Genomic DNA, 19,103 nt, shown 5'->3' on the forward strand with positions numbered 1-19,103 from the left:
TTCACCCCCCCGACGTGTGGCGCATCAGCCACACGGTCATAAAGCCCAGCAGCATAAACAACGCCGTGGCGGCCAGTGAACGCGGCGCCAACCGCGCGACGCCGCACACGCCGTGCCCGCTGGTGCAACCGCTGCCCAATCGAGTACCCAAGCCCACCAACAGCCCTGCGGCCGCCAGCCAGCCGTTGCCAACCGAGATCTCACCGGATGGCAACGTCGCAGCGGCAGCATATAGCCAGGGGGAGAGCAGCAACCCGCCAATAAATGCGGCGCGCCAGCCCCGCTTCCGGCCGCCCGCGCTCAATAAACCGCCGGTAATGCCACTGATACCGGCGATCCGGCCGTTGAACAACAGCAGCAGCGCTACCGCGCCGCCGATAATGGCCCCGCCCGCCAACGCGGAATACGGCGTGAAGTGCTGCCAGTCAATGGTCATCGCGGTTCTCCGGCTGTGGGCAATACAGTTGATACAGGGTCGCGAGCAGCGCCAGCGCTTTGGCATCGGCCACCGCATAGTAAATCTGCTTGCCGGCTCGCCGGGTGGAGACCAACCCCTCCTCGCGCAGCACGCCAAGCTGTTGGGACAGCGTCGGCTGGCGGATATCCAGCGCCTGCGCCAGTTCGCTCACCGCCATCTCGCCCTGACTGAGCCGGCACAGCAGCAGCAGCCGATCTTCGTTGCCCAGGGTACGCAGCATCGCACCGGCCTGCGCCGCCGCCTTGCGCATCGCATCAATATCCATTGCCTCTCCATCAATTTATAAAATCATATAATATAATTTTATAAACCATTTTACCGTGCCGCGCCACAGACTGGTGTGAAACAGCGACGCATGGCATGCTGTCCTCCCACTTTTGCCGCGCGGAGCCTGCTTACGATGCTGTTTTTTCACGACGTTCTGCCGCCCGATCGGCCTGTCCAGCCATTAGCCAGGGATTATCGCCACGGCGACAGCGAGCCGGACCACTACCATAACTGCGCGCAGCTGATCCACAGCCTGAGCGGCGTGGTGCAGGTCACGACCCGGCTCGGCAGCTGGGTGGTGCCGCCCGGCCGCGGCGTCTGGGTGCCGGCGAAAGTGGTGCACAGCCTGCGTATCACCGGCCAGGTGGCGGCCAGGACGTTGTTCGTCGATCCGTTGGCGCGCGCCGATCTGCCGGCCCAATGCCAGGTAGTGCAGGTTTCCCCGCTGCTGCGCGAGTTGATTATCTGTGCGATGGAGATTGCGCCCGGTTACCCCAGCGGCGGGCGCGATGAGCGCGTGATGGAACTGATTCTGGATGAGTTGCGAATGCTGCCGATCCTGCCGCTGCATCTGCCGGAACCTCGCGAAGCCTCGTTGCTCGCCCTGTGCCGCCATATCCAGGCCACGCTGGCGCAGCCCTGGACGCTGGAACAGGCTGCCGCTCATCTCAGCGTCAGCGGACGCACCCTGTCGCGACGCTTCCTGCGAGAAACCGGGCTACATTTTAGCGACTGGGTGCGACGCGCCCGTTTGCTGGCGGCATTAAACGCGCTGGCGACCGGCCGCTCGGTGTTGGAAGTGGCGCTGGATCTCGGCTATGACAGCCCCAGCGCGTTCAGCGCCATGTTCCGCAGGCTGCTGGGAGTAGCACCCAGCGACTATTTCAGCCGGACTGCGCCGACGTTGGCGCCAGATAGCGCCCGGCGACGTTGAACAGCGCCTGCAGCGAGGCGCTGGCGGAGTCGACGTCGATGCCAACGCCATAAGTCGCCTCACCTTGCGGCAGCGTACAGCGAATATAGGCCACCGCTCGGCTATCGCTCTGATGCCCCAACGTATGCTCGTGGTAATCCTCGATCGCCAGCGGCAAGCCGAAGCGCTGACGCAGCGCATCCACCGCGCTGGACAGCAGACCGTTGCCGGCCCCCTGCAGGCGCAGCGGCTCTCCCTCGCAGGCAACTCGCGCGTTGAAGCTGTATGCCTCTGCGCCATGGCTTTCCGTCTGGTAGCTTAACAGCTGCAAACGCGGCTGCTCCACCAGCCCGTAAGTATCGCGGAATAAGCGCCACAGCTGCGCGCCGCTCATTTCTTTGCCGCTATCGTCGGTCGCGCGCTGCACCACCTGGCTGAAATCAATCTGCAAACCACGCGGCAACGCCAGCCCATGATTCTGCTCCAACAGCCAGGCGGCGCCGCTTTTGCCGGACTGGCTGTTGACCCGGATCACCGCCTCATAGCTGCAACCGACATCGGCGGGATCGAGCGGCAGGTATGGCACCTGCCAGCGGCCATCTTGCCGCTGCCGCTGTGCGGCGAAACCTTTCTTGATCGCATCCTGATGCGAACCGGAGAAGGCGGTAAACACCAACTCGCCGGCATAAGGATGGCGAGGATGCACCGGCAGCTGATTGCACTGCTCCACCACCTCCACCACCTGCTTCAGGCGGCTGAAGTCGAGACCCGGCGCCACGCCCTGGGTATAGAGATTCAACGCCAGCGTGACCAGATCGACGTTGCCGGTGCGCTCTCCGTTGCCGAACAGGCAGCCTTCGACCCGATCGGCGCCGGCCAGCAAGGCCAGCTCCGCACAGGCCACGCCGGTGCCGCGATCGTTATGCGGATGCACGCTGATCGCCACATCGGCGCGACGGCTGAAGTGACGGCAGAACCATTCGATCTGATCGGCATACACGTTGGGCGTGCTCACTTCCACCGTCGCCGGCAGGTTGATGATCATCGGCCGCTGCGGCCCCGGCTGCCAAACCTCCGCCACCGCTTCGCAGATCTCCAGCGCAAACTCTAACTCAGTAAAACAGAAGGTTTCCGGCGAATATTCGAAGCACCAGGCGGTATCGGGCTGCGCCTCGCACTGCCGGCGAATGCGCCGCGCGCCGTTCACCGCCAGCGCCACGGTCGCCGCCTTATCCTGGCGGAACACGATGTCGCGAAACATCGGCGCCGTGGCGTTATACAGATGCACGATAGCCCGCGGCGCCCCCTGCAGCGCCTCGAAGGTGCGATCGATCAGATCGTCACGTGACTGCGTCAGCACCTGGATCGTGACGTCGTCCGGGATCAGCCGCTCGTCAATCAGCGTGCGTACAAAGTCGAAATCCGTTTGCGACGCCGAAGGGAACGCCACCTCGATCTCTTTGAAACCACACTGCAACAACAATTGATAGAATTCGCGCTTGCGCGCGTTATCCATCGGCTCCGCCAGCGCCTGGTTGCCGTCGCGCAGATCGCTGGAGCACCAGCGCGGTGCCTGCCGCAGCGTACGCGCAGGCCATTGGCGGTCCGGCAACGCCACCGGCGGGAAAGGTCGGTATTTGCTTGAAGGGTCGATTAACATGGGCTTCTCCTGACGCCAGAGTGAACGATCGCGTCATTATTTCCCGCCATCGCCTCCTCTTCTCCCGCTTTGCGGACAACCATCGTCGCACAGCGGACAACAAAAAAATTTGCATCCTGCGCCAGTGAGACAACAATTAGTTTTGACGTTTCCCCCACCGCACCGGCAATGCGCCGGACGCTTTACTCTCATTGTCAACGGAGGCGAACATGAGCCTGTATGCAACCCTGGAAGAAGCCATCGAGGCCGCACGCGAAGAGTTTATCGACACCGCCGAAGGCGGCAGCGGTGACGAACCGCCGGTGCCCCAGCAGTTCAATCTGCAAAAGTACGTGATGCAGGATGGCGACACGATGTGGCAGGCGGAGTTCTTCGAAGAAGAAGGCGAGGCGGTAGAATGTCTGACGCTGCGCAGCGGTGCGGCGGCGCAGGCGATCTTCGACGGTGACTACGACGAGGTGGAAATTACCGCCGAGTGGATAGATGAAAACACCCTTTACGAATGGGAGGAAGGCGACTTTCAGCTCGAACCGCCGCTGGATACCGAAGAAGGCCAGGCCGCAGCCGATGAGTGGGATGAACGTTAACCCGCACCACGCTTTCATCGCCAAGGAGGCCGCATGATTATTCGCCGGGCCCGCCCTACCGACTACCCCGCCATTTTGCAGCTACAGGGGGAAAACGTGCCGGAAGCGCTCGACGAGCGCCAAAAACGGCAGGGATTTATCGTATCGCGCATGAATGAGGCGCAGCTGGCGGCGATCAACCGCGGCATCGGCATATGGGTGGCCGAACAGGAGAACCAACTGGCGGGGTTTGTTTGCCTGATGCCCGCCGACGTGCAACCGCGCCCGCCGGTGGTGGAGGCGATGCTGGTGACGCTCGCCACGCAATCCTTCGCCGGACGGCCGCTGAGTGAGCAGCGGGTGTTTCTCTACGGCCCGGTCTGCCTCGCCGCCGCCTGGCGCGGCAAAGGCGTGCTGAAGCGCCTCTACGCCGCGGTCAAAGCGCATACCTGCCATGACTATGACGTAGGCGCGTTGTTTATCGACGACGACAATCCGCATTCGTTGGCCGCTCACGTGCAAGGGTTGGGGATGACGGCGCTGGCGCCTTTCCATTGCGGGCAGCAAAGCTATCAGCTGGTGGTGTTCGCCACCCGCTAAACGAAATTACTCGTAGGGGCCATGCTGCGCATCAAACGGCAGCATAAAGGTGTCCACCACCATCGACAGCGGGACGTCTATCACCGTGACGTAGCGCCAGGGCGTGTCACGCAGATCCCACTGCACGCCGGGATAGTACTGGTGGCCATGCCCCGCACCGGGCACGGTGCGGCTGATAATGCTGCCGCAGCCGGTGAGTGCCATCACACCGGCCGCCACGCAGGCCAGCCGAAGATAGGAAGAGAGCTTCACGACATTGACTCTGAGCAAGGGGTTGTTTCGCGAGTGAACAACGCATCGGCCGCAGTCTATCACAGTTCTCTTTCTCCACCGGCACCGGCGCACGTAAGCGAAAGGTAAAAAAAACGGGGAATGCGCCATGCGCATTCCCCGTCTGAGCGTTGCCGATTAGCAATTAACGCCGGCCCGTAGGGTGCGCCAGCGGGTTGTGCGGCAACTGCTGATAATGCTCACGCCAGGCGGCGCCTTCCGGCAACAGCCAGACGCGCTGATGCAAACGAGCCAGCGTGACCGGATCGCTCAGCAGCTCCAGACGTTTGCCCTTCACCAGCTTCTCAGGCCCCAACTGCAGCGCTTCGTTCACCCGCTCCTCACGATTGCGATCGAGCGTCGCGCGCAGATGGTGACGCGCCGTCGCCAACGCCGTCGCCAGCGCATTGAAGGATGGATTGACCACCGCATGCATAAAGCCGTTGGTCAGCGCGCGGTTGCGGTTGAGATGCAGATATTCTTCCGTCGCCAACAGCTCACGCGGCGGATTGTACTCTTCCGGGATCAGGAACAGCTTGGCGCGTTTGCTTTTCATGCCCAGCGTTGCGCGGCTCGACAACACAGACACAAACGGCGACAGGATCAGCGAGAACACGATCGGCGCCAACCACCACAGGAAGCGCAGATCCAGCCACGCCATGCCGCCGGCCCACACCAGGCCCAGCAACATCTGCGAGCCATGGCGGCGGAACGCTTCGCCCCACGGCGTGTCGTCGTCGTCACGCTGCGGCGAATTCCACACCACTTCCCAACCAAGGAAGGCGCTCACCACGAACACGGTATGGAACAGCATGCGCACCGGCGCCAGCAGCACCGAGAACAGCATTTCCATCAGCATCGAAATGAACAGACGGAACGCCCCGCCGTATTCTTTCGCGCCCTTGGCCCAGATCAGCACAATACTGAGCAACTTCGGCAGGAACAGCAGCACCAGCGTGGTGGAGAACAGCGCTATCGCCAGCTCGGGCCGCCACTGCGGCCAGACCGGGAACAGCTGCCGTGGCTGCAGGAAGTATTGCGGCTCCATCAGCGTATGCACCACCTGCAATGCGGTGGAGAGCGCCAGGAACATAAACCACAGCGGCGCCGACAGGTAGGACATGACACCGGTAAGGAACACCGCGCGGTGCACCGGGTGCATGCCTTTCACCAGGAACAGGCGGAAGTTCATCAGGTTGCCGTGACACCAGCGACGGTCGCGCTTCAGCTCGTCCAGCAGGTTTGGCGGCAGCTCTTCATAACTGCCCGGCAGATCGTAAGCGATCCACACGCCCCAGCCAGCGCGGCGCATCAGCGCCGCTTCAACGAAGTCGTGCGACAGGATAGACCCGGCGAAAGAGCCCTCGCCCGGCAGCGGCGCCAGCGCACAGTGCTCGATAAACGGCTTCACGCGGATGATGGCGTTGTGCCCCCAGTAGTGCGACTCGCCCAACTGCCAGAAATGCAGGCCGGCGGTGAACAACGGCCCGTAAACGCGGGTGGCGAACTGCTGCACGCGCGCATACAGGGTATCCATACCGGACGCCTTCGGCGCCGACTGGATGATGCCGGCGTTCGGGTTGGCTTCCATCAGGCGCACCAGCCCGGTGAGGCATTCGCCGCTCATCACGCTGTCGGCATCCAGGATCACCATGTAGCTGTACTCACCGCCCCAGCGGCGGCAGAAGTCGTCGATGTTGCCACTCTTGCGTTTGACGCGGCGGCGGCGGCGGCGATAGAAGATGCGGCCGTGGCCATCGACATCGCGGCACAGCTCCATCCACGCCTTTTGCTCGGCCACGCAGATGTCCGGATCGTAGCTGTCGCTCAGCACGTAGATATCGAAGTGTTTCAGCTGACCGGTCGCAGCGACGGACTCATAGGTCGCACGCAGGCCGGCGAACACGCGTTCGACGTCTTCGTTGCAGATCGGCATGATCAGCGCAGTGCGGTGCGCCGGGTTAATCGGCTCATCGCCCTTGATGGTGGAGGAAATGCTGTATTTGTCCTTGCCGATCAGCAGCTGCAGGAAGCCCATCAGCGCGGTCCAGAAACCGGCCGAGACCCAGCAGAACAGGACGGCGAACAGGATCAGAATGCCGGTTTGCAGCACATACGGCAGCAGTTGCAACACCGACTGCATCAGATCCTGATCCAGCATGGCGATAGGATCGATCAGCGCCCAGCCCTGGTAAGGCAAGATGGTTTTCATGTACCAGGTGGCGATGCCGGTTTGCACCAGCATCAGCACCAGCAGCACATAGCGGCGCATGGAGCCGACGGTACGCCAGCGGTTCTCGGCCTCGGCCTCCTCTTTGGTGGCGTGCCGATTGTGCGGCGACCGCCCCAGCAGAGAATCCCAGAAGCGCGCCACCGGGTTGGTGCGCCAGGCTTCCGGGAACATGGTGGTGCGTTTGATCGGCGGCGTCGCCTTCAGAATGGCGCGCCCTTCGGCGTCGGTATCAAAGTCGTCATCGCTGACCGCATCCGGCCAGGCGTTTTCGATACGCGGTTTGACCGAGGCCAGCGCCACGTCATCCGCCGACAGGCTATTAACGTTGGCGTCGGCGGCGCCCATCTGCCGATGGAGCGCCTCCAGTGCCTGAGCGCCATCCGCCGTTTGAGGGTTGAGCGCCTCCGACCGCTCGGCGGTCAGAGGCAGCGCCGCAAGATAATCCTGGGCAGGTTGAGTAGGCTTATTCATTGGCAGGTAGCTGATAGCTCCAGGTTTCCGACAGAGTCTTATCGCCATTGACCAGCGCCGCACGCATTTCTACCGGCTTCTTGTCGTCTTTCACTTTCAGACGCACCGTCAGGCGCCAGCCTTTGGTCACTGGGTTATAGCGGACGTTGTTTTCTACCATCTCACCGTTGTCGCCGATGCTGATCTGAGAAGCGACCGGGGTATTGGCGTCCAGCCCTTTCAGCACCGGGCCAACGAAGTCAACCAGGAAGGCCACGCTGCCGTCTGGCTCGCGGATCAGGTTGGACTGCTTCACGTCGCCGGTCGAACGCATGGTACGGGCCACATAGGCGATATCTTGCGAATGCAGTTTGTCTTCATCGCGGGTGAAGTTCAAACGGTAGCTCAGCGTCAGCGGCTTTTTGGCTTCCGGCAAGGTATCCGGCGTCCAGAACGCGACGATGTTGTCGTTGGTTTCATCCGCCGTCGGGATCTCCACCAGTTCGACCTTGCCTTTGCCCCAGTCGCCCTTCGGTTCGATCCAGGCGCTCGGGCGCAGATCGTAGCGATCGTCCAGATCTTCGTAATCCTTGAAGTTGCGGCCGCGCTGCAGCAGACCGAAGCCTTTCGGATTCTCGACGGTATAGGTGCTGACGGACAGGTGTTTAGGATTGTTCAGCGGACGCCAGATCCACTCGCCGTTGCCGGCGTGGATAGACAGACCGTTGGAATCGTGCAACGCCGGGCGGTAGTTCAGCGTCGGCGACGGCTGGTTCGGCCCGAACAGGTACATGCTGGTCAGCGGCGCCAGGCCCAGTTTACCCACCTTGTCGCGCAGGAACACTTTAGACTCGACGTCCACGGTGGTGTCGCGGCCCGGGATCACCGTGAAACGGTAAGCGCCGGTGGCGCGCGGGGAATCCAGCAACGCATAGATCACCAGGTGCTTGTCGCCCTGCTTCGGACGCTCAACCCAGAATTCGCGGAAACGCGGGAACTCTTCGCCGGACGGCAAAGCGGTGTCGATAGCCAGGCCGCGAGCGGAAAGCCCGTAAACCTGTCCTTTACCCACCACGCGGAAATAGCTCGCGCCCAGCAGGCTCATGATCTCATCGTTTTTGTCGGCGCTGTTGATCGGATAAAGCACCTTAAAACCGGCAAAGCCGAGGTTTTTCACCGATTCAGGGTCGTGTTTGACCGAACCGAAGTTGAAGTAATCCGGGCTGTACTTGATCTGTTTTACGCTGGTGGAGGTGACTTCGTTGATTTTCACCGGCGTATCGAAGTACATCCCCTGATGATAAAACTCAAGCTTGAAAGGGGTTTTCAGCTTGCTCCAATAGGCTTTATCGTGATTGAACTGAATTTGCTGATAGTCTGCGAACTTCATCTCGCGGAACTGAGAAGGAAGGTTGCTCTTCGGGGCTTCGAAACCTTTCGCCGCCAGATCCTGCGCCTGCTTGGCGACATCATCAATAGAAAAGGCCCAAGCCGGCGAACTGAACAGCGTGAACAATACGGTCGCACCTAACCAACGAACGCTCGCGGCGCGTGGTTGTCCGGATAATATATTAACTAGCACATCCCCCCCTATTCGTGTGCTCAAAGCATTTAAATCCATATTAATGGATTACTCAGCTTTCCGACAACATGATAAATGGATGGTTCATGTTTACGGCTCATTGTTTAAGCAGCTGATGGAACACCAGCGTAGCAAGCCGCGCAACAAGACGCTATGGAAAAATGCGGGGGGCTATAGTAGGGTTCCGGATAACAATTTAACGTTTGACGACTTATTAAGCGTGTTAATGAACTCTCGATTAAATCACCAGCGGTAATCTATGACTAAAGGCAGCAAACAGCGCGAGTTTTTCCTCGACTCCATCAGAGCCTATTTGATGTTGCTCGGCATTCCGTTTCACCTCTCCCTGATTTATTCCAGCCACGCCTGGGCGGTGAACAGCGCTTCGCCCTCCTTCTCGCTCACGGTGCTGAACGACTTCATCCACGCCTTCCGCATGCAGGTGTTCTTCGTGATATCCGGCTACTTCTCCTACATGCTTTACGAGCGCTACGAGCGCCACCAGTGGCTGAAGGTCAGGCTGGAGCGGGTGGCGATCCCGCTGTTGAGCTCCATCCCGCTGATCACGGTGCCGCAGTTTTTCATGCTGAAATATTTCACCGACAAATTAAACGGCTGGGATGAATTTTCTCTCTATCAGAAAATAAATGTAACAGTTTGGGAATTGGTTTCTCATCTGTGGTTCTTATTGACGCTGTCATTGTTAACCTGCGCCTGTTTTTATCTGTTCCGTAAAATCAAGCGTCAAACCCGTGAACATATTCCAACGCTAATAAACAGAATGCGTGGATTAGGAAACATCTCACTGTATTTCTTTATTTATGCGGTATGCTACTCGGCCGCGCACCGCATTATTTTAATTTTCGCCCCGCAGCTATTATCCAACGGCCTGTTCAATTTCGTGGTGATGGAGACGATGTTCTACCTGCCGTTCTTCCTCCTCGGCGCCTATGCGTTTAAGTATGTGTGGCTTAAGGAGATTTTTCTGCGCCGCTCGCCGCTGGCGCTGCTAGGTTCGCTGCTGCTGTTTATCGCATATATGCTGAACCAAAAGCTGTTGGCGCACAGCAGCTATATGTTCGAGCTGGAAGTGGTGATCAAAACCCTAATGGGGATCCTGATGACCAACGTCGTGTTCTCTTTCGGGCATAACCTGCTGAATTATCACTCGCCGCGCATCACCTATCTGGTCAACGCCTCGCTGTTTATATATCTGGTGCACCATCCGTTAACCCTGATATATGGCGCTTTCGTGACGCCGTATATCGGCAACAACCTGTTGGGATTCTTGCTGGGCCTGCTGTTTGTGTTCTCCCTGGCCTTCGCGCTATATGAACTGCACAAGCGCATTCCGGCGCTGCGCTTCCTGTTCTCCGGCAAACCGCAATAACCTTGCCCCTGTAAACCCGACCGTTTGCAGGGGGATTCTGCCATATTGCCGCCGCGTAAAAAGCCTATACTGGTCGTTTGCATGCAGAGCACGCATTGCTCAGCCTGACGTCGCCCGTTCGGGCAAAGTGATACGGCTGCATAGATAACCTAGCCGTTATAACTGCAATGCATAAGTAGAAATCCGGATCCCTGCCTTACGGTAGTGATTGGGCTCAGCACCCCCGAAGGGCTGCGCGATCGTTTAATTTATTCGATGGCGTTAGCTGCATCTCCCTTCCGTCACGACAGAGAGGATTTTGAATGACCGATAAGAACACCCCGGCTCAAGAAGCCGTAGCGGAAAACGCCACCCTGCTGAAGATCCTCGGCAGGTTGCTGTCCGCGCTGGACGCTTCGATCAGCGGCAAAGAACGCAGCGTTTTGGTCGCTGAGCTTTCCAACTTCAATCTCGACGGCATTTCTGAAGCGGAAAGCAAGCTGGCCACCGAGCTGATCAAACGGGCGCTGGAATCGCTCGATCATTAATCCTGCCGCGCCTGCAAACCATTAAGCCTGCCTGCGCGGGCTTAATGGTTTTTCCCACCGTGCAAACCCGGCATTGTTGCCAAAGCAGAAATACAGCAGCCTGATAATGTTGGATAAAAGACAGCATTCTCCCTCTTCCCCTCACTTTATTCGGTTAATCGCCCCAAAGGGCAATAATTGATCGGTTGTTTTCGCAATCAGCCTTGGCGTTTTACCCACTAAACACGTTATCATCGACACCAGCGCAGTGCCCCTATCCCCCAGCCTCAGGAGAGCGATATTTTGGATGCCAGCACCATTAACAGTTTGTTCGTCATCGGTGCCGTGCTGGTGGGGGCAAGCATTCTGCTCAGCTCATTTTCTTCCCGGCTCGGCATTCCGATCCTGGTGATCTTCCTGGCGATCGGCATGCTGGCCGGCGTCGATGGCCCCGGCGGCATCGTCTTCAGCAATTACCCGGTCGCTTATCTGGTCAGCAACCTCGCGTTGGCGGTGATCCTGCTCGACGGCGGCATGCGTACCCGGGTCAGCTCTTTCCGCGTCGCCCTGTGGCCGGCACTCTCTCTCGCCACCGTCGGCGTAGTGATCACCGCCGGCCTGACCGGCATGGCCGCCGCCTGGCTGTTCAATCTCGATCTGCTGCAGGGGCTGCTGATCGGCGCCATCATCGGTTCCACCGACGCCGCCGCGGTCTTCTCTCTTTTGGGGGGCAAAGGTTTGAACGAACGCGTCAGCGCCACGCTGGAGATCGAATCCGGCAGCAACGATCCGATGGCGGTGTTTCTCACCATCACGCTGATTGCGATGATCGCCGCCGGGGAAACCGCACTGAGCTGGACCTTCCCGCTGCATCTGATGCAGCAGTTCGGCATGGGCATCGTCTTCGGTCTGGGCGGCGGCTGGCTGCTGCTGACGCTGATCAACCACATCAAACTGGCGGACGGCCTCTATCCGCTGCTGGCGGTAAGCGGCGGTATTCTTATTTTCGCGCTGACCACCGCGCTGGACGGCAGCGGCATTCTGGCGGTGTATCTGTGCGGCCTGCTGCTGGGCAACCGGCCGATCCGCAACCGTCACGGCATCGTACAAACCTTCGATGGCCTCGCCTGGCTCAGCCAGATCGGCATGTTCCTGGTGCTCGGGCTGCTGCTTAACCCGCACGAGCTGCTGCCGATCGCCATCCCTGCCCTGCTGCTGTCGCTGTGGATGATCCTGTTCGCCCGCCCGCTGTCGGTGTTTATCGGCCTGCTGCCGTTCCGCAGCTTTACCCTGCGCGAGCGCGGCTTTATTTCCTGGGTCGGCCTGCGCGGCGCGGTGCCGGTGATCCTGGCGGTGTTCCCGATGATGGCCGGGCTGCCCAACGCCCAGCTGTTCTTCAACGTGGCGTTCTTCGTGGTGCTGGTCTCCCTGCTGCTGCAGGGCACCACACTGTCATTCGCCGCCAAAAAAGCCAAGGTGATCGTGCCGCCGGCGCTGACGCCGATCTCCCGCGTTGGGCTGGACGTGCACCCGGAGAACCAGTGGGAACAGTTCGTGTATCAGCTTTCGGCGGAAAACTGGTGCGTCGGCGCGGCGCTGCGTGAGCTGAAAATGCCGCCCAATACCCGCATCGCCGCCCTGTTCCGTGGCAAAGAGCTGCTCCATCCTAGCGGCAGTACCCGGCTGCGGGAGAACGATATTCTGTGCGTCATCGGCCATGAGCACGATCTGCCGATCCTCGGCAAGCTGTTCAGCCAGGCGCCGGCCGTGACGCTCGACGAACGCTTCTTCGGCGACTTTATCCTGCAATCCGACGCCCGTTTAAGCGACATCTCGCAGGTTTATGGTCTCAATCTGCAAGACGACGTCGACGAGCAGCAGACGCTGGGGCAGTTCGTCATTCAGCTGATCGGCGGTGAACCGGTGATCGGCGACCAGGTGGAATGGGACGGTCTGACCTGGACCATCGCCGAAATGGACGGCAATCAAGTCAGCAAGATAGGCGTGCGGATCGTGACCGACTAACGCTGCCGCTCAGGCGCCGGCCTATCAGATGAGGGAACTTCTGGCCTTAAGAACGCTCTTAATCTCTATCACGATGTATGCAGTACGGCGCCGCCAAATTATATCCCTTTGATATAACGGCGCCGATAGGGATTAGGGAAGTGAACGGCAAGACTCGATTTCTTTCGGTGATAGTGATCATGGCGCTGGGCGTAGCGGCGCTCGATCTCGGCATCGCCGGTTTGGTCCATAGACTTTTAATTGGATAATTTCAACGTGACGCAGCAGGAACAAGAAAAAGACATTCTGGGGAAAATACTGGTGACGGTGTCCGCGCTTTGCCTGATTCTGGTGGCGGCGTTCCTGATCTGGGGATTCGTGCTGGATTGACGCCGCGCGACGCTCAGACATAAAAAAAACCGCCGCGGCGGTTTTTTTTATGGGTCAGGCAATCAGATCTTGCAACCTTCGCAGTCCGCTTCGTCTTCGAGGAACTCGGGGACCTCTTTTACCTTCTGCGCCGCTTTTTCTTCGGCTTTCGCCAGTTCGGCATCGATATCAAAATCGAAAATATCATCACTCATCGCTTGATCCTCATTCTGCTTCGCGTTCAAACGCTGAGTATAATCGACAAGCCGCCGGCCGGAAACCTTTCAGTTCGCCGCCGCCAACTGAGGTGTCTCATCCTGCGGCTTTTTTCCGTAGGCCATGTCGTACACGTCGTAGAAGTCGATTTCGCCCTTGTTACCGATGATAACCCGCATCTTCTGTTTCAGCGCGGCGCCGATAGATGGCTCATCCAGCAGTTGCTGCACCGCATAAGGCGACAGCGCGCGGGTGAAGTACCACTCGCCGTTGTAGCAAACTCGCAGATCCAGCACCCCGATGTCCTCGAAGCGGTACACCGGCCGGATCTCGATCAGCAGCATGGCGAACATGAACAGCACGAAGGCGGTGAAGCCCAGGAAGGCATACATCCCCATGTACGGCACCTGATACATCACGGCGATCACCGCGAAATAACCGGCGAACATGGCAAGGCACAGATAGCGGTGAGTGCGGGCGAATTCGCTGTTGAAGCGCGGCTTGCCGTCCCGCCCTTCGCGCCGATTGATCTGTTCAATCTCTTTAACCAAGATGCTTTTAATCGCGTCCATCGTTACAACCTTATGCTGGAAACAGCATTGCCATCAAATCTCACCGCTAAAAGTAACACAAGTACAGTTTCGCCGGGTAGATCAGTTAGCCAACTTAATCGTGGCAACTGTTATAGTTCGGCTTCAGCGCGGTTGGGCAGCCTTGCCTTGTGCAAACATGAACATACGCTGGGCCACATCGTCGGCCTGTTTGATCTTCTGCTTTTGCGGTTCGTTGCTGCGTTGAATGGCGCGGGCGTAAGCGATTTCATGGGCCTGATCGATCATCGCGATGATCCGGTCACGCTCGGTCTTCTCCATATTGCCCAACATGGTGGTGATAATCGCCTGGTAAGCGTTGGACGCGGCGCTCAGCGCTTTCTCTCTCGCCTCAAGGGCGGCGACGCGTTGCAAGAGCTCCTGCAGTTGCTCGGAGTGAGACATATCGACCTCCTGTTGCCGGGCAGCAAGCCTGCCTGATTACAGTTTAGCAAAGGATCGAAAGAGAAAGAGGAAGGAAAGCCAGCGGTTACGGTAAAGCACACCCGAAAATCCCAACGAGGAGCCGATAGTGCAAATCAACCCGGGTGCGCTTTACGATAAGCGCGGTGAGATGAAGGAAAGAAAGCTGGCGCGCTATGCAGGACTCGAACCCGCGTCTATCAATTTTCAAGCCAAAACAAGCCATTATAAAACCAATCACTCTGCCAACTGAGTTAATAGCGCGTTCCTTCGCTTCGGGGTGCCATTATCCATAACAACATTATGGACTCAAGCTTTTTTAGCATAATGCCCTGAATTTACAGATAAGTCTTAGGTTATCGATAGTGTTATGGCATTACGGCAGCTCAATAATCCGATAATCGCCGGCCATGAGCGGCTTGCACAAAATCTTGTAGCCATCGCTATCAAAATGGCTGGCCGCACTCTGGAGCCGCTGCGCCTGCGCCAGATTGCCGACCGAGCCCAGATAAAACCAATTGTGGATCACATGGTACTGACGCAGCGTCTCGCCCTGCTCCTCCAGCGCCACGCGCCCGGCGAACGGCCAACAGGCGATGCGTAGCTGTTCAAGCGCCGCGCTGAGCCGCAGCGCATGTTCCTGCGCCGACTCCACGCCGCAGCAGGCGCCGGCGCACTTGCGCAGGCTATAGCGGAAGCAGGCTCGCCCAGCCGGCAGCTTGTCGATCCCCAGCTTGCCGTAACATAAACGATGCTCGTCGGCGATGGCGCGCAGCTTTTCCAGCGCGGCGTGGCGATTGGCAAACAGCCCGTAGAGATCGGGCGTGACGGCGAAGTCGATCTCTTTGGCGTGAGCAATCGTCACCACATCTGCCTGCAAGCGCAGCGCGCACAGCTGTTTCGAGCGCCGCAGACGTTTGTTGAACAGCGGCTGTTGTTGTTTGATCAACTGCGCCTCCAGCAGCAATGCGCCCAACTCACCGGCGGTCTCGATAAAGCTGATGCGTCGGGTTTGGCGCAGCATTTTTGCCTCCTCCTGCGCGCGGAAGTGCGCCATCACCCGGCTGCGTATATTGACGCTTTTACCGATGTAAAGCGGCAGACTCTCGCTTTGACCGTGAAACACATACACGCCCGGCCCTTTGGGCAACGGCGCCAGGCAGGCACGCAGGTGCTCCGGGTATTGATAAATGTCGAGTTCCGGCTCGAGGCGGTTTGGCATCATGGCGGTGGCATTATCCTGCTGATGAATGAATACTGGTTTTTTAGCCAGTATAACGCGCCCTGCAGCCGGTTGCACACCCGGCGGATAATAACTCACCGTGATCTTTAACGGGAAAGCCTTTACTATCCCCTTTCCAGCGGGAAAGCGCCTCACGTTTAGCGCCAGTTCAAGCTGGCGCTGCCATGATGGCAGACTGGAACCGCCGCTTTTATCGTTATGGAAAACCTGGGTATGTCATCACTGAAACGCCCCTCCCGCCGTCTGGCGTTGATCGCCGCCATCGTTTTCATCGCCGTCGCCGTCGCGCTGGCCATCTTTTGGCAACGCCCGCCGCAGCAGGATTACGTTACCGCGCCGGCCCGCCTGGGCGATATCGAAAACGCCGTGCTGGCCACCGGGCGGCTGGATGCCATCGAACGCGTCAACGTCGGCGCCCGCGTCTCCGGCGAAGTCAAATCGCTGAAGGTCAAGCTGGGCGATCGCGTCACCAAAGGGCAACCGATCGCCGACATCGACGATCAGCAACAGCGCAACGATCTGCGCAACGCCGAGGCGGCGCTGAACGTAGTCAAAGCCAATATGTTAGCCAAACAGGCCTTGCTGAAACAGGCGGAGTCGCGTTTCAAACGCCAGCGCCGCATGCTGAACGACGAAGCCAGTTCGCGGGAAGACTTCGAAACCGCCGAAGCCTCACTCGCCACCACTCGCGCCGATCTGCAGGCGCTCAATGCGCAGTTGGTGCAATCGCAGATCGAAGTCGACAAGAAAAAAATCGATCTGGGCTATACCCGCGTGGTCGCGCCGATGGACGGCATCGTCATCGCCGTGGTGACGCAGCAGGGGCAAACGGTCAACTCCAGCCAAAGCGCGCCGACCATCGTCAAACTGGCGCGGTTGGATATGATGACCATCAAGGCGCAGATCTCCGAAGCCGACATCACCCGCATTTCACCGGGGCAAAAGGCGTACTTCACGATTTTCTCCGATCCGGATAAACGGTACGACGCCACGCTGCGCACCATCGAGCTGGCGCCGGAATCGGTGATGAAAGACGACTCGCTCGCCGGCACCAGCTCCGCGTCTGGTTCCGGCACCTCGAACGCCTCGGTTTATTACAACGCGCTGCTGGACGTGCCCAACCCGGAGAACCGCCTGCGCATCGCCATGACCGCGCAGGTTTCCTTACTGCTCGACGACGCGAAGAACACCCTGCTGGTGCCGATCCAGGCGGTGCATAAAACCGAAGGGAAAGTGCAGCAGGTGCAGGTGCTGACTCAGGATCAGCGGCTGGAAACGCGCGAAGTGACCACCGGCATCACCAACAACGTCGATATTCAGATCCTCAGCGGCCTGAAAGCCGGTGAAACCGTGGTGCTGTCGCAGCCCGCCGCCAAGTCGGCTGAGGATGGCATCTTCCTGTGAACGCGATCATCGAGCTAAAAGGCATCAGTCGAACCTACACCAACGGCGGTCAGGCGCTGACGGTGTTGAAAGACATCGATTTGACCATCGCCGCCGGCGAGCTGGTGGCGATCATCGGCGCCTCGGGTTCCGGCAAATCGACGCTGATGAACATCATGGGCTGCCTCGACGTGCCGGATCGCGGCGACTACTACATCAGCGGCCAGAACGCCGCCCACCTGTCGCCGGACGAACTGGCCCGCCTGCGCCGCGAGCATATCGGCTTTATCTTCCAGCGTTACCACCTGATGCCCGATCTCAGCGCGCTGGGCAACGTCGAAATTCCAGCCATCTACGCCAACGCCCGGCGCGATCAGCGGCGGCTGCGGGCGGCGCAACTGCTGGCGCGGTTAGGCCTGGAGGGCCGCGAAGACCACAAGCCCGGCCAGCTTTCCGGCGGCCAGCAGCAGCGCGTCAGCATCGCCCGCTCGCTGATCAACGGCGGCGAAATTATCCTGGCGGACGAACCGACCGGCGCGCTGGACACCCAATCCGGCCAGGAAGTGCTGGCGATCCTGAGCGAGCTGAATCAGCGCGGCCACACCGTGGTGATCGTGACCCACGATATGAACGTGGCGCAGCATGCGCACCGCGTCATCGAGCTGCGAGACGGCGAGATCATCGCTGACAGCGGCCGCCAATCGGCGCCCGCTGCTGCCGCGCTGCCGCCGCCGAACCGCAGTCGGCAAAGCGGCTGGCAAAGCCTGATTGACCGCACCCGCGAATCGCTGCACATGGCGCTAAAAGCGATGAACGCCCATCGCCTGCGCACCGCTCTGACCATGACCGGCATTATCTTCGGCATCGCCGCCGTGGTTACGGTGGTGGCGCTGGGCGAAGGCGCCAAGCAGCGCACGCTGGAGAATATCAAGGGGCTCGGCACCAACGTAGTGAGCATCTATCCGGGGCGCGACTTCTTCGACGACGCCATCGACAGCATCCGCACCCTGGTGCCGGCCGATGCCGACGCGCTGGCACAACAAAGCTTCGTCGACAGCGTCAGCCCGGAGGTCAGCGCGTCCGACAGCATCCGTTTTCGCAGCAAATCCGCCACCGCCTCGATCACCGGCGTCGGGCGCGACTATTTCCGCGTCAACGGCATCACGCTGGTGCAAGGCGCCACCTTCCGCGACGATCGCAACGCGCTGCAGGAAGTGATCATCGACGATAACGCGCGCCAGGCGCTGTTCGGCGATTTTGGCGTCGAGCCGCTCGGCCAGATCGTGTTTCTCGGCTCGGTGCCGGCGCGGGTGGTCGGCGTCGCCAAAAGCGAACGCAACTATGCGCCTAACCGCATCAGCGTCTGGATGCCCTACAGCACGGTGATGTACCGTATGGTCGGCAAGACCACGCTCGGCGGCATCACCGTGCGCCTGAAGGACGACGTCGCCAGCGAAGCCGCCGTCAGCGCCATCACGCAGTTGCTGACCCAACGCCATGGCGTCAAGGATTTCATGACGTTCAACCGCGATCAGTTCCGTAAATCGATCGAACGCACCTCGATGACGCTCAGCCTGCTGATCCTGATGGTGGCCTCGATCTCGCTGGTGATCGGCAGCCTGGGCGTGATGAACATCATGCTGGTCTCGGTAACCGAGCGCACCCACGAGATCGGCGTGCGCATGGCGGTCGGCGCGCGGCGCGGCGATATCATGCAACAGTTCATGATCGAGGCGGTGCTGGTCTGTCTGATCGGCGGCATTTTGGGCATCGCGCTGTCGTTCGCCGCCGGTTCGCTGTTCACCACGCTGGCGGGCGGCATGTTCACCGCCATCTATTCCTGGCAAGCCGCCGCGACGGCGTTTTTCTGTTCAACCTTAATCGGCATGATCTTCGGTTATCTCCCCGCCCGTAAAGCGGCAAGGATGGATCCGGTCGTTTCATTGGCCAGCGAGTAACC

At 59.6% G+C, this 19,103-nt stretch carries 19 protein-coding genes and 1 tRNA gene; 9 read left to right on the forward strand and 11 right to left on the reverse strand.

Annotated features, from left to right (window positions below):
- Window position 1: 1 nt before the first annotated feature.
- Both ACMGF7_RS22985 and ACMGF7_RS22990 read right to left on the reverse strand, forming a co-directional pair.
- On the reverse strand, window positions 2-436 hold the full coding sequence (locus ACMGF7_RS22985; protein WP_197763598.1) for a YeeE/YedE family protein: 435 nt from the start codon (window positions 434-436) through the stop codon (window positions 2-4).
- Entirely contained in the window at window positions 426-743 is a 318-nt protein-coding gene (locus ACMGF7_RS22990; protein WP_004927863.1) for an ArsR/SmtB family transcription factor, read from the reverse strand. The genes ACMGF7_RS22985 and ACMGF7_RS22990 overlap by 11 nt, the downstream gene beginning before the upstream one ends.
- Window positions 744-878: 135 nt before the next feature.
- Between ACMGF7_RS22990 and ACMGF7_RS22995 the strand changes: the two genes are divergently transcribed.
- The gene (locus tag ACMGF7_RS22995) at window positions 879-1,679 is read left to right on the forward strand and encodes an AraC family transcriptional regulator (protein WP_015377421.1); all 801 of its coding nucleotides are present in this window, start codon (window positions 879-881) and stop codon (window positions 1,677-1,679) included.
- On the opposite strand, the gene leuA is transcribed toward ACMGF7_RS22995, so the two are convergent.
- Entirely contained in the window at window positions 1,630-3,318 is a 1,689-nt protein-coding gene (gene leuA / locus ACMGF7_RS23000) for a 2-isopropylmalate synthase (protein WP_049241770.1), read from the reverse strand. The two genes, ACMGF7_RS22995 and leuA, sit on opposite strands and share 50 nt — an antisense overlap.
- Before the next feature lie 209 nt (window positions 3,319-3,527).
- On the opposite strand from leuA, the gene ACMGF7_RS23005 reads away from it, so the two are divergent.
- Window positions 3,528-3,905: a MysB family protein gene (locus tag ACMGF7_RS23005; protein WP_004927872.1), complete on the forward strand. Its 378-nt coding sequence runs from the start codon at window positions 3,528-3,530 to the stop codon at window positions 3,903-3,905.
- Between the two features lie 33 nt (window positions 3,906-3,938).
- Window positions 3,939-4,484 carry a GNAT family N-acetyltransferase gene (locus ACMGF7_RS23010; protein WP_049241772.1) on the forward strand — a complete coding sequence of 182 codons (546 nt, stop codon included), beginning with the start codon at window positions 3,939-3,941 and terminating at the stop codon, window positions 4,482-4,484.
- A 6-nt stretch (window positions 4,485-4,490) separates the two neighbouring features.
- Here ACMGF7_RS23010 and ACMGF7_RS23015 read toward each other — a convergent pair whose 3' ends face one another.
- From ACMGF7_RS23015 to mdoG, 3 genes are all read right to left on the reverse strand, one after another.
- Complete coding sequence (locus ACMGF7_RS23015) at window positions 4,491-4,736, reverse strand: YceK/YidQ family lipoprotein (RefSeq protein ID WP_015377417.1); 246 nt, start codon at window positions 4,734-4,736, stop codon at window positions 4,491-4,493.
- A 163-nt stretch (window positions 4,737-4,899) separates the two neighbouring features.
- Entirely contained in the window at window positions 4,900-7,458 is a 2,559-nt protein-coding gene (gene mdoH / locus ACMGF7_RS23020; RefSeq protein WP_164095231.1) for a glucans biosynthesis glucosyltransferase MdoH, read from the reverse strand.
- Window positions 7,451-9,019: a glucans biosynthesis protein MdoG gene (gene mdoG / locus ACMGF7_RS23025; RefSeq protein ID WP_004927882.1), complete on the reverse strand. Its 1,569-nt coding sequence runs from the start codon at window positions 9,017-9,019 to the stop codon at window positions 7,451-7,453. Before mdoG ends, mdoH begins: the two co-directional genes overlap by 8 nt.
- Window positions 9,020-9,278: 259 nt before the next feature.
- On the opposite strand from mdoG, the gene mdoC reads away from it, so the two are divergent.
- The 4 genes from mdoC to ACMGF7_RS23045 all read left to right on the forward strand — a co-directional run bounded on the left by mdoC (window position 9,279) and on the right by ACMGF7_RS23045 (window position 13,309).
- A complete protein-coding gene (gene mdoC, locus ACMGF7_RS23030) occupies window positions 9,279-10,409 on the forward strand; it encodes a glucans biosynthesis protein MdoC (RefSeq protein WP_033633375.1) in 1,131 nt (376 codons plus the stop codon).
- A 302-nt stretch (window positions 10,410-10,711) separates the two neighbouring features.
- Entirely contained in the window at window positions 10,712-10,936 is a 225-nt protein-coding gene (locus tag ACMGF7_RS23035) for a hypothetical protein (protein ID WP_033633376.1), read from the forward strand.
- Window positions 10,937-11,218: 282 nt separating this feature from the next.
- Window positions 11,219-12,940 carry a potassium/proton antiporter gene (locus ACMGF7_RS23040; RefSeq protein WP_015377414.1) on the forward strand — a complete coding sequence of 574 codons (1,722 nt, stop codon included), beginning with the start codon at window positions 11,219-11,221 and terminating at the stop codon, window positions 12,938-12,940.
- A 240-nt stretch (window positions 12,941-13,180) separates the two neighbouring features.
- Window positions 13,181-13,309: a hypothetical protein gene (locus ACMGF7_RS23045; protein WP_016928228.1), complete on the forward strand. Its 129-nt coding sequence runs from the start codon at window positions 13,181-13,183 to the stop codon at window positions 13,307-13,309.
- Window positions 13,310-13,371: 62 nt separating this feature from the next.
- Here the strand turns inward: ACMGF7_RS23045 and ACMGF7_RS23050 are convergent, their stop codons facing one another.
- The 5 genes from ACMGF7_RS23050 to cho all read right to left on the reverse strand — a co-directional run bounded on the left by ACMGF7_RS23050 (window position 13,372) and on the right by cho (window position 15,742).
- Entirely contained in the window at window positions 13,372-13,503 is a 132-nt protein-coding gene (locus tag ACMGF7_RS23050; protein WP_015377413.1) for a hypothetical protein, read from the reverse strand.
- A gap of 69 nt (window positions 13,504-13,572) precedes the next feature.
- Window positions 13,573-14,076: a YlaC family protein gene (locus ACMGF7_RS23055; RefSeq protein ID WP_048322850.1), complete on the reverse strand. Its 504-nt coding sequence runs from the start codon at window positions 14,074-14,076 to the stop codon at window positions 13,573-13,575.
- A 123-nt stretch (window positions 14,077-14,199) separates the two neighbouring features.
- Window positions 14,200-14,499: a sigma-S stabilization anti-adapter protein IraP gene (locus ACMGF7_RS23060; protein ID WP_016928230.1), complete on the reverse strand. Its 300-nt coding sequence runs from the start codon at window positions 14,497-14,499 to the stop codon at window positions 14,200-14,202.
- 185 nt (window positions 14,500-14,684) lie between these two features.
- A tRNA-OTHER gene (locus ACMGF7_RS23065) sits at window positions 14,685-14,781 on the reverse strand.
- Window positions 14,782-14,893: 112 nt separating this feature from the next.
- Window positions 14,894-15,742 carry an excinuclease Cho gene (gene cho, locus ACMGF7_RS23070; RefSeq protein WP_049241780.1) on the reverse strand — a complete coding sequence of 283 codons (849 nt, stop codon included), beginning with the start codon at window positions 15,740-15,742 and terminating at the stop codon, window positions 14,894-14,896.
- 216 nt (window positions 15,743-15,958) lie between these two features.
- On the opposite strand from cho, the gene ACMGF7_RS23075 reads away from it, so the two are divergent.
- Together ACMGF7_RS23075 and ACMGF7_RS23080 are read left to right on the forward strand one after the other, a co-directional pair.
- On the forward strand, window positions 15,959-17,164 hold the full coding sequence (locus tag ACMGF7_RS23075) for an efflux RND transporter periplasmic adaptor subunit (RefSeq protein ID WP_420286725.1): 1,206 nt from the start codon (window positions 15,959-15,961) through the stop codon (window positions 17,162-17,164).
- Window positions 17,161-19,101, forward strand: a complete 1,941-nt coding sequence (locus ACMGF7_RS23080) for a MacB family efflux pump subunit (RefSeq protein ID WP_406887049.1) — start codon at window positions 17,161-17,163, stop codon at window positions 19,099-19,101. The genes ACMGF7_RS23075 and ACMGF7_RS23080 overlap by 4 nt, the downstream gene beginning before the upstream one ends.
- Window positions 19,102-19,103: the final 2 nt, after the last annotated feature.

The organism is Serratia sp. BNK-17, from assembly GCF_048684935.1.
Taxonomy (GTDB): domain Bacteria; phylum Pseudomonadota; class Gammaproteobacteria; order Enterobacterales; family Enterobacteriaceae; genus Serratia; species Serratia nematodiphila.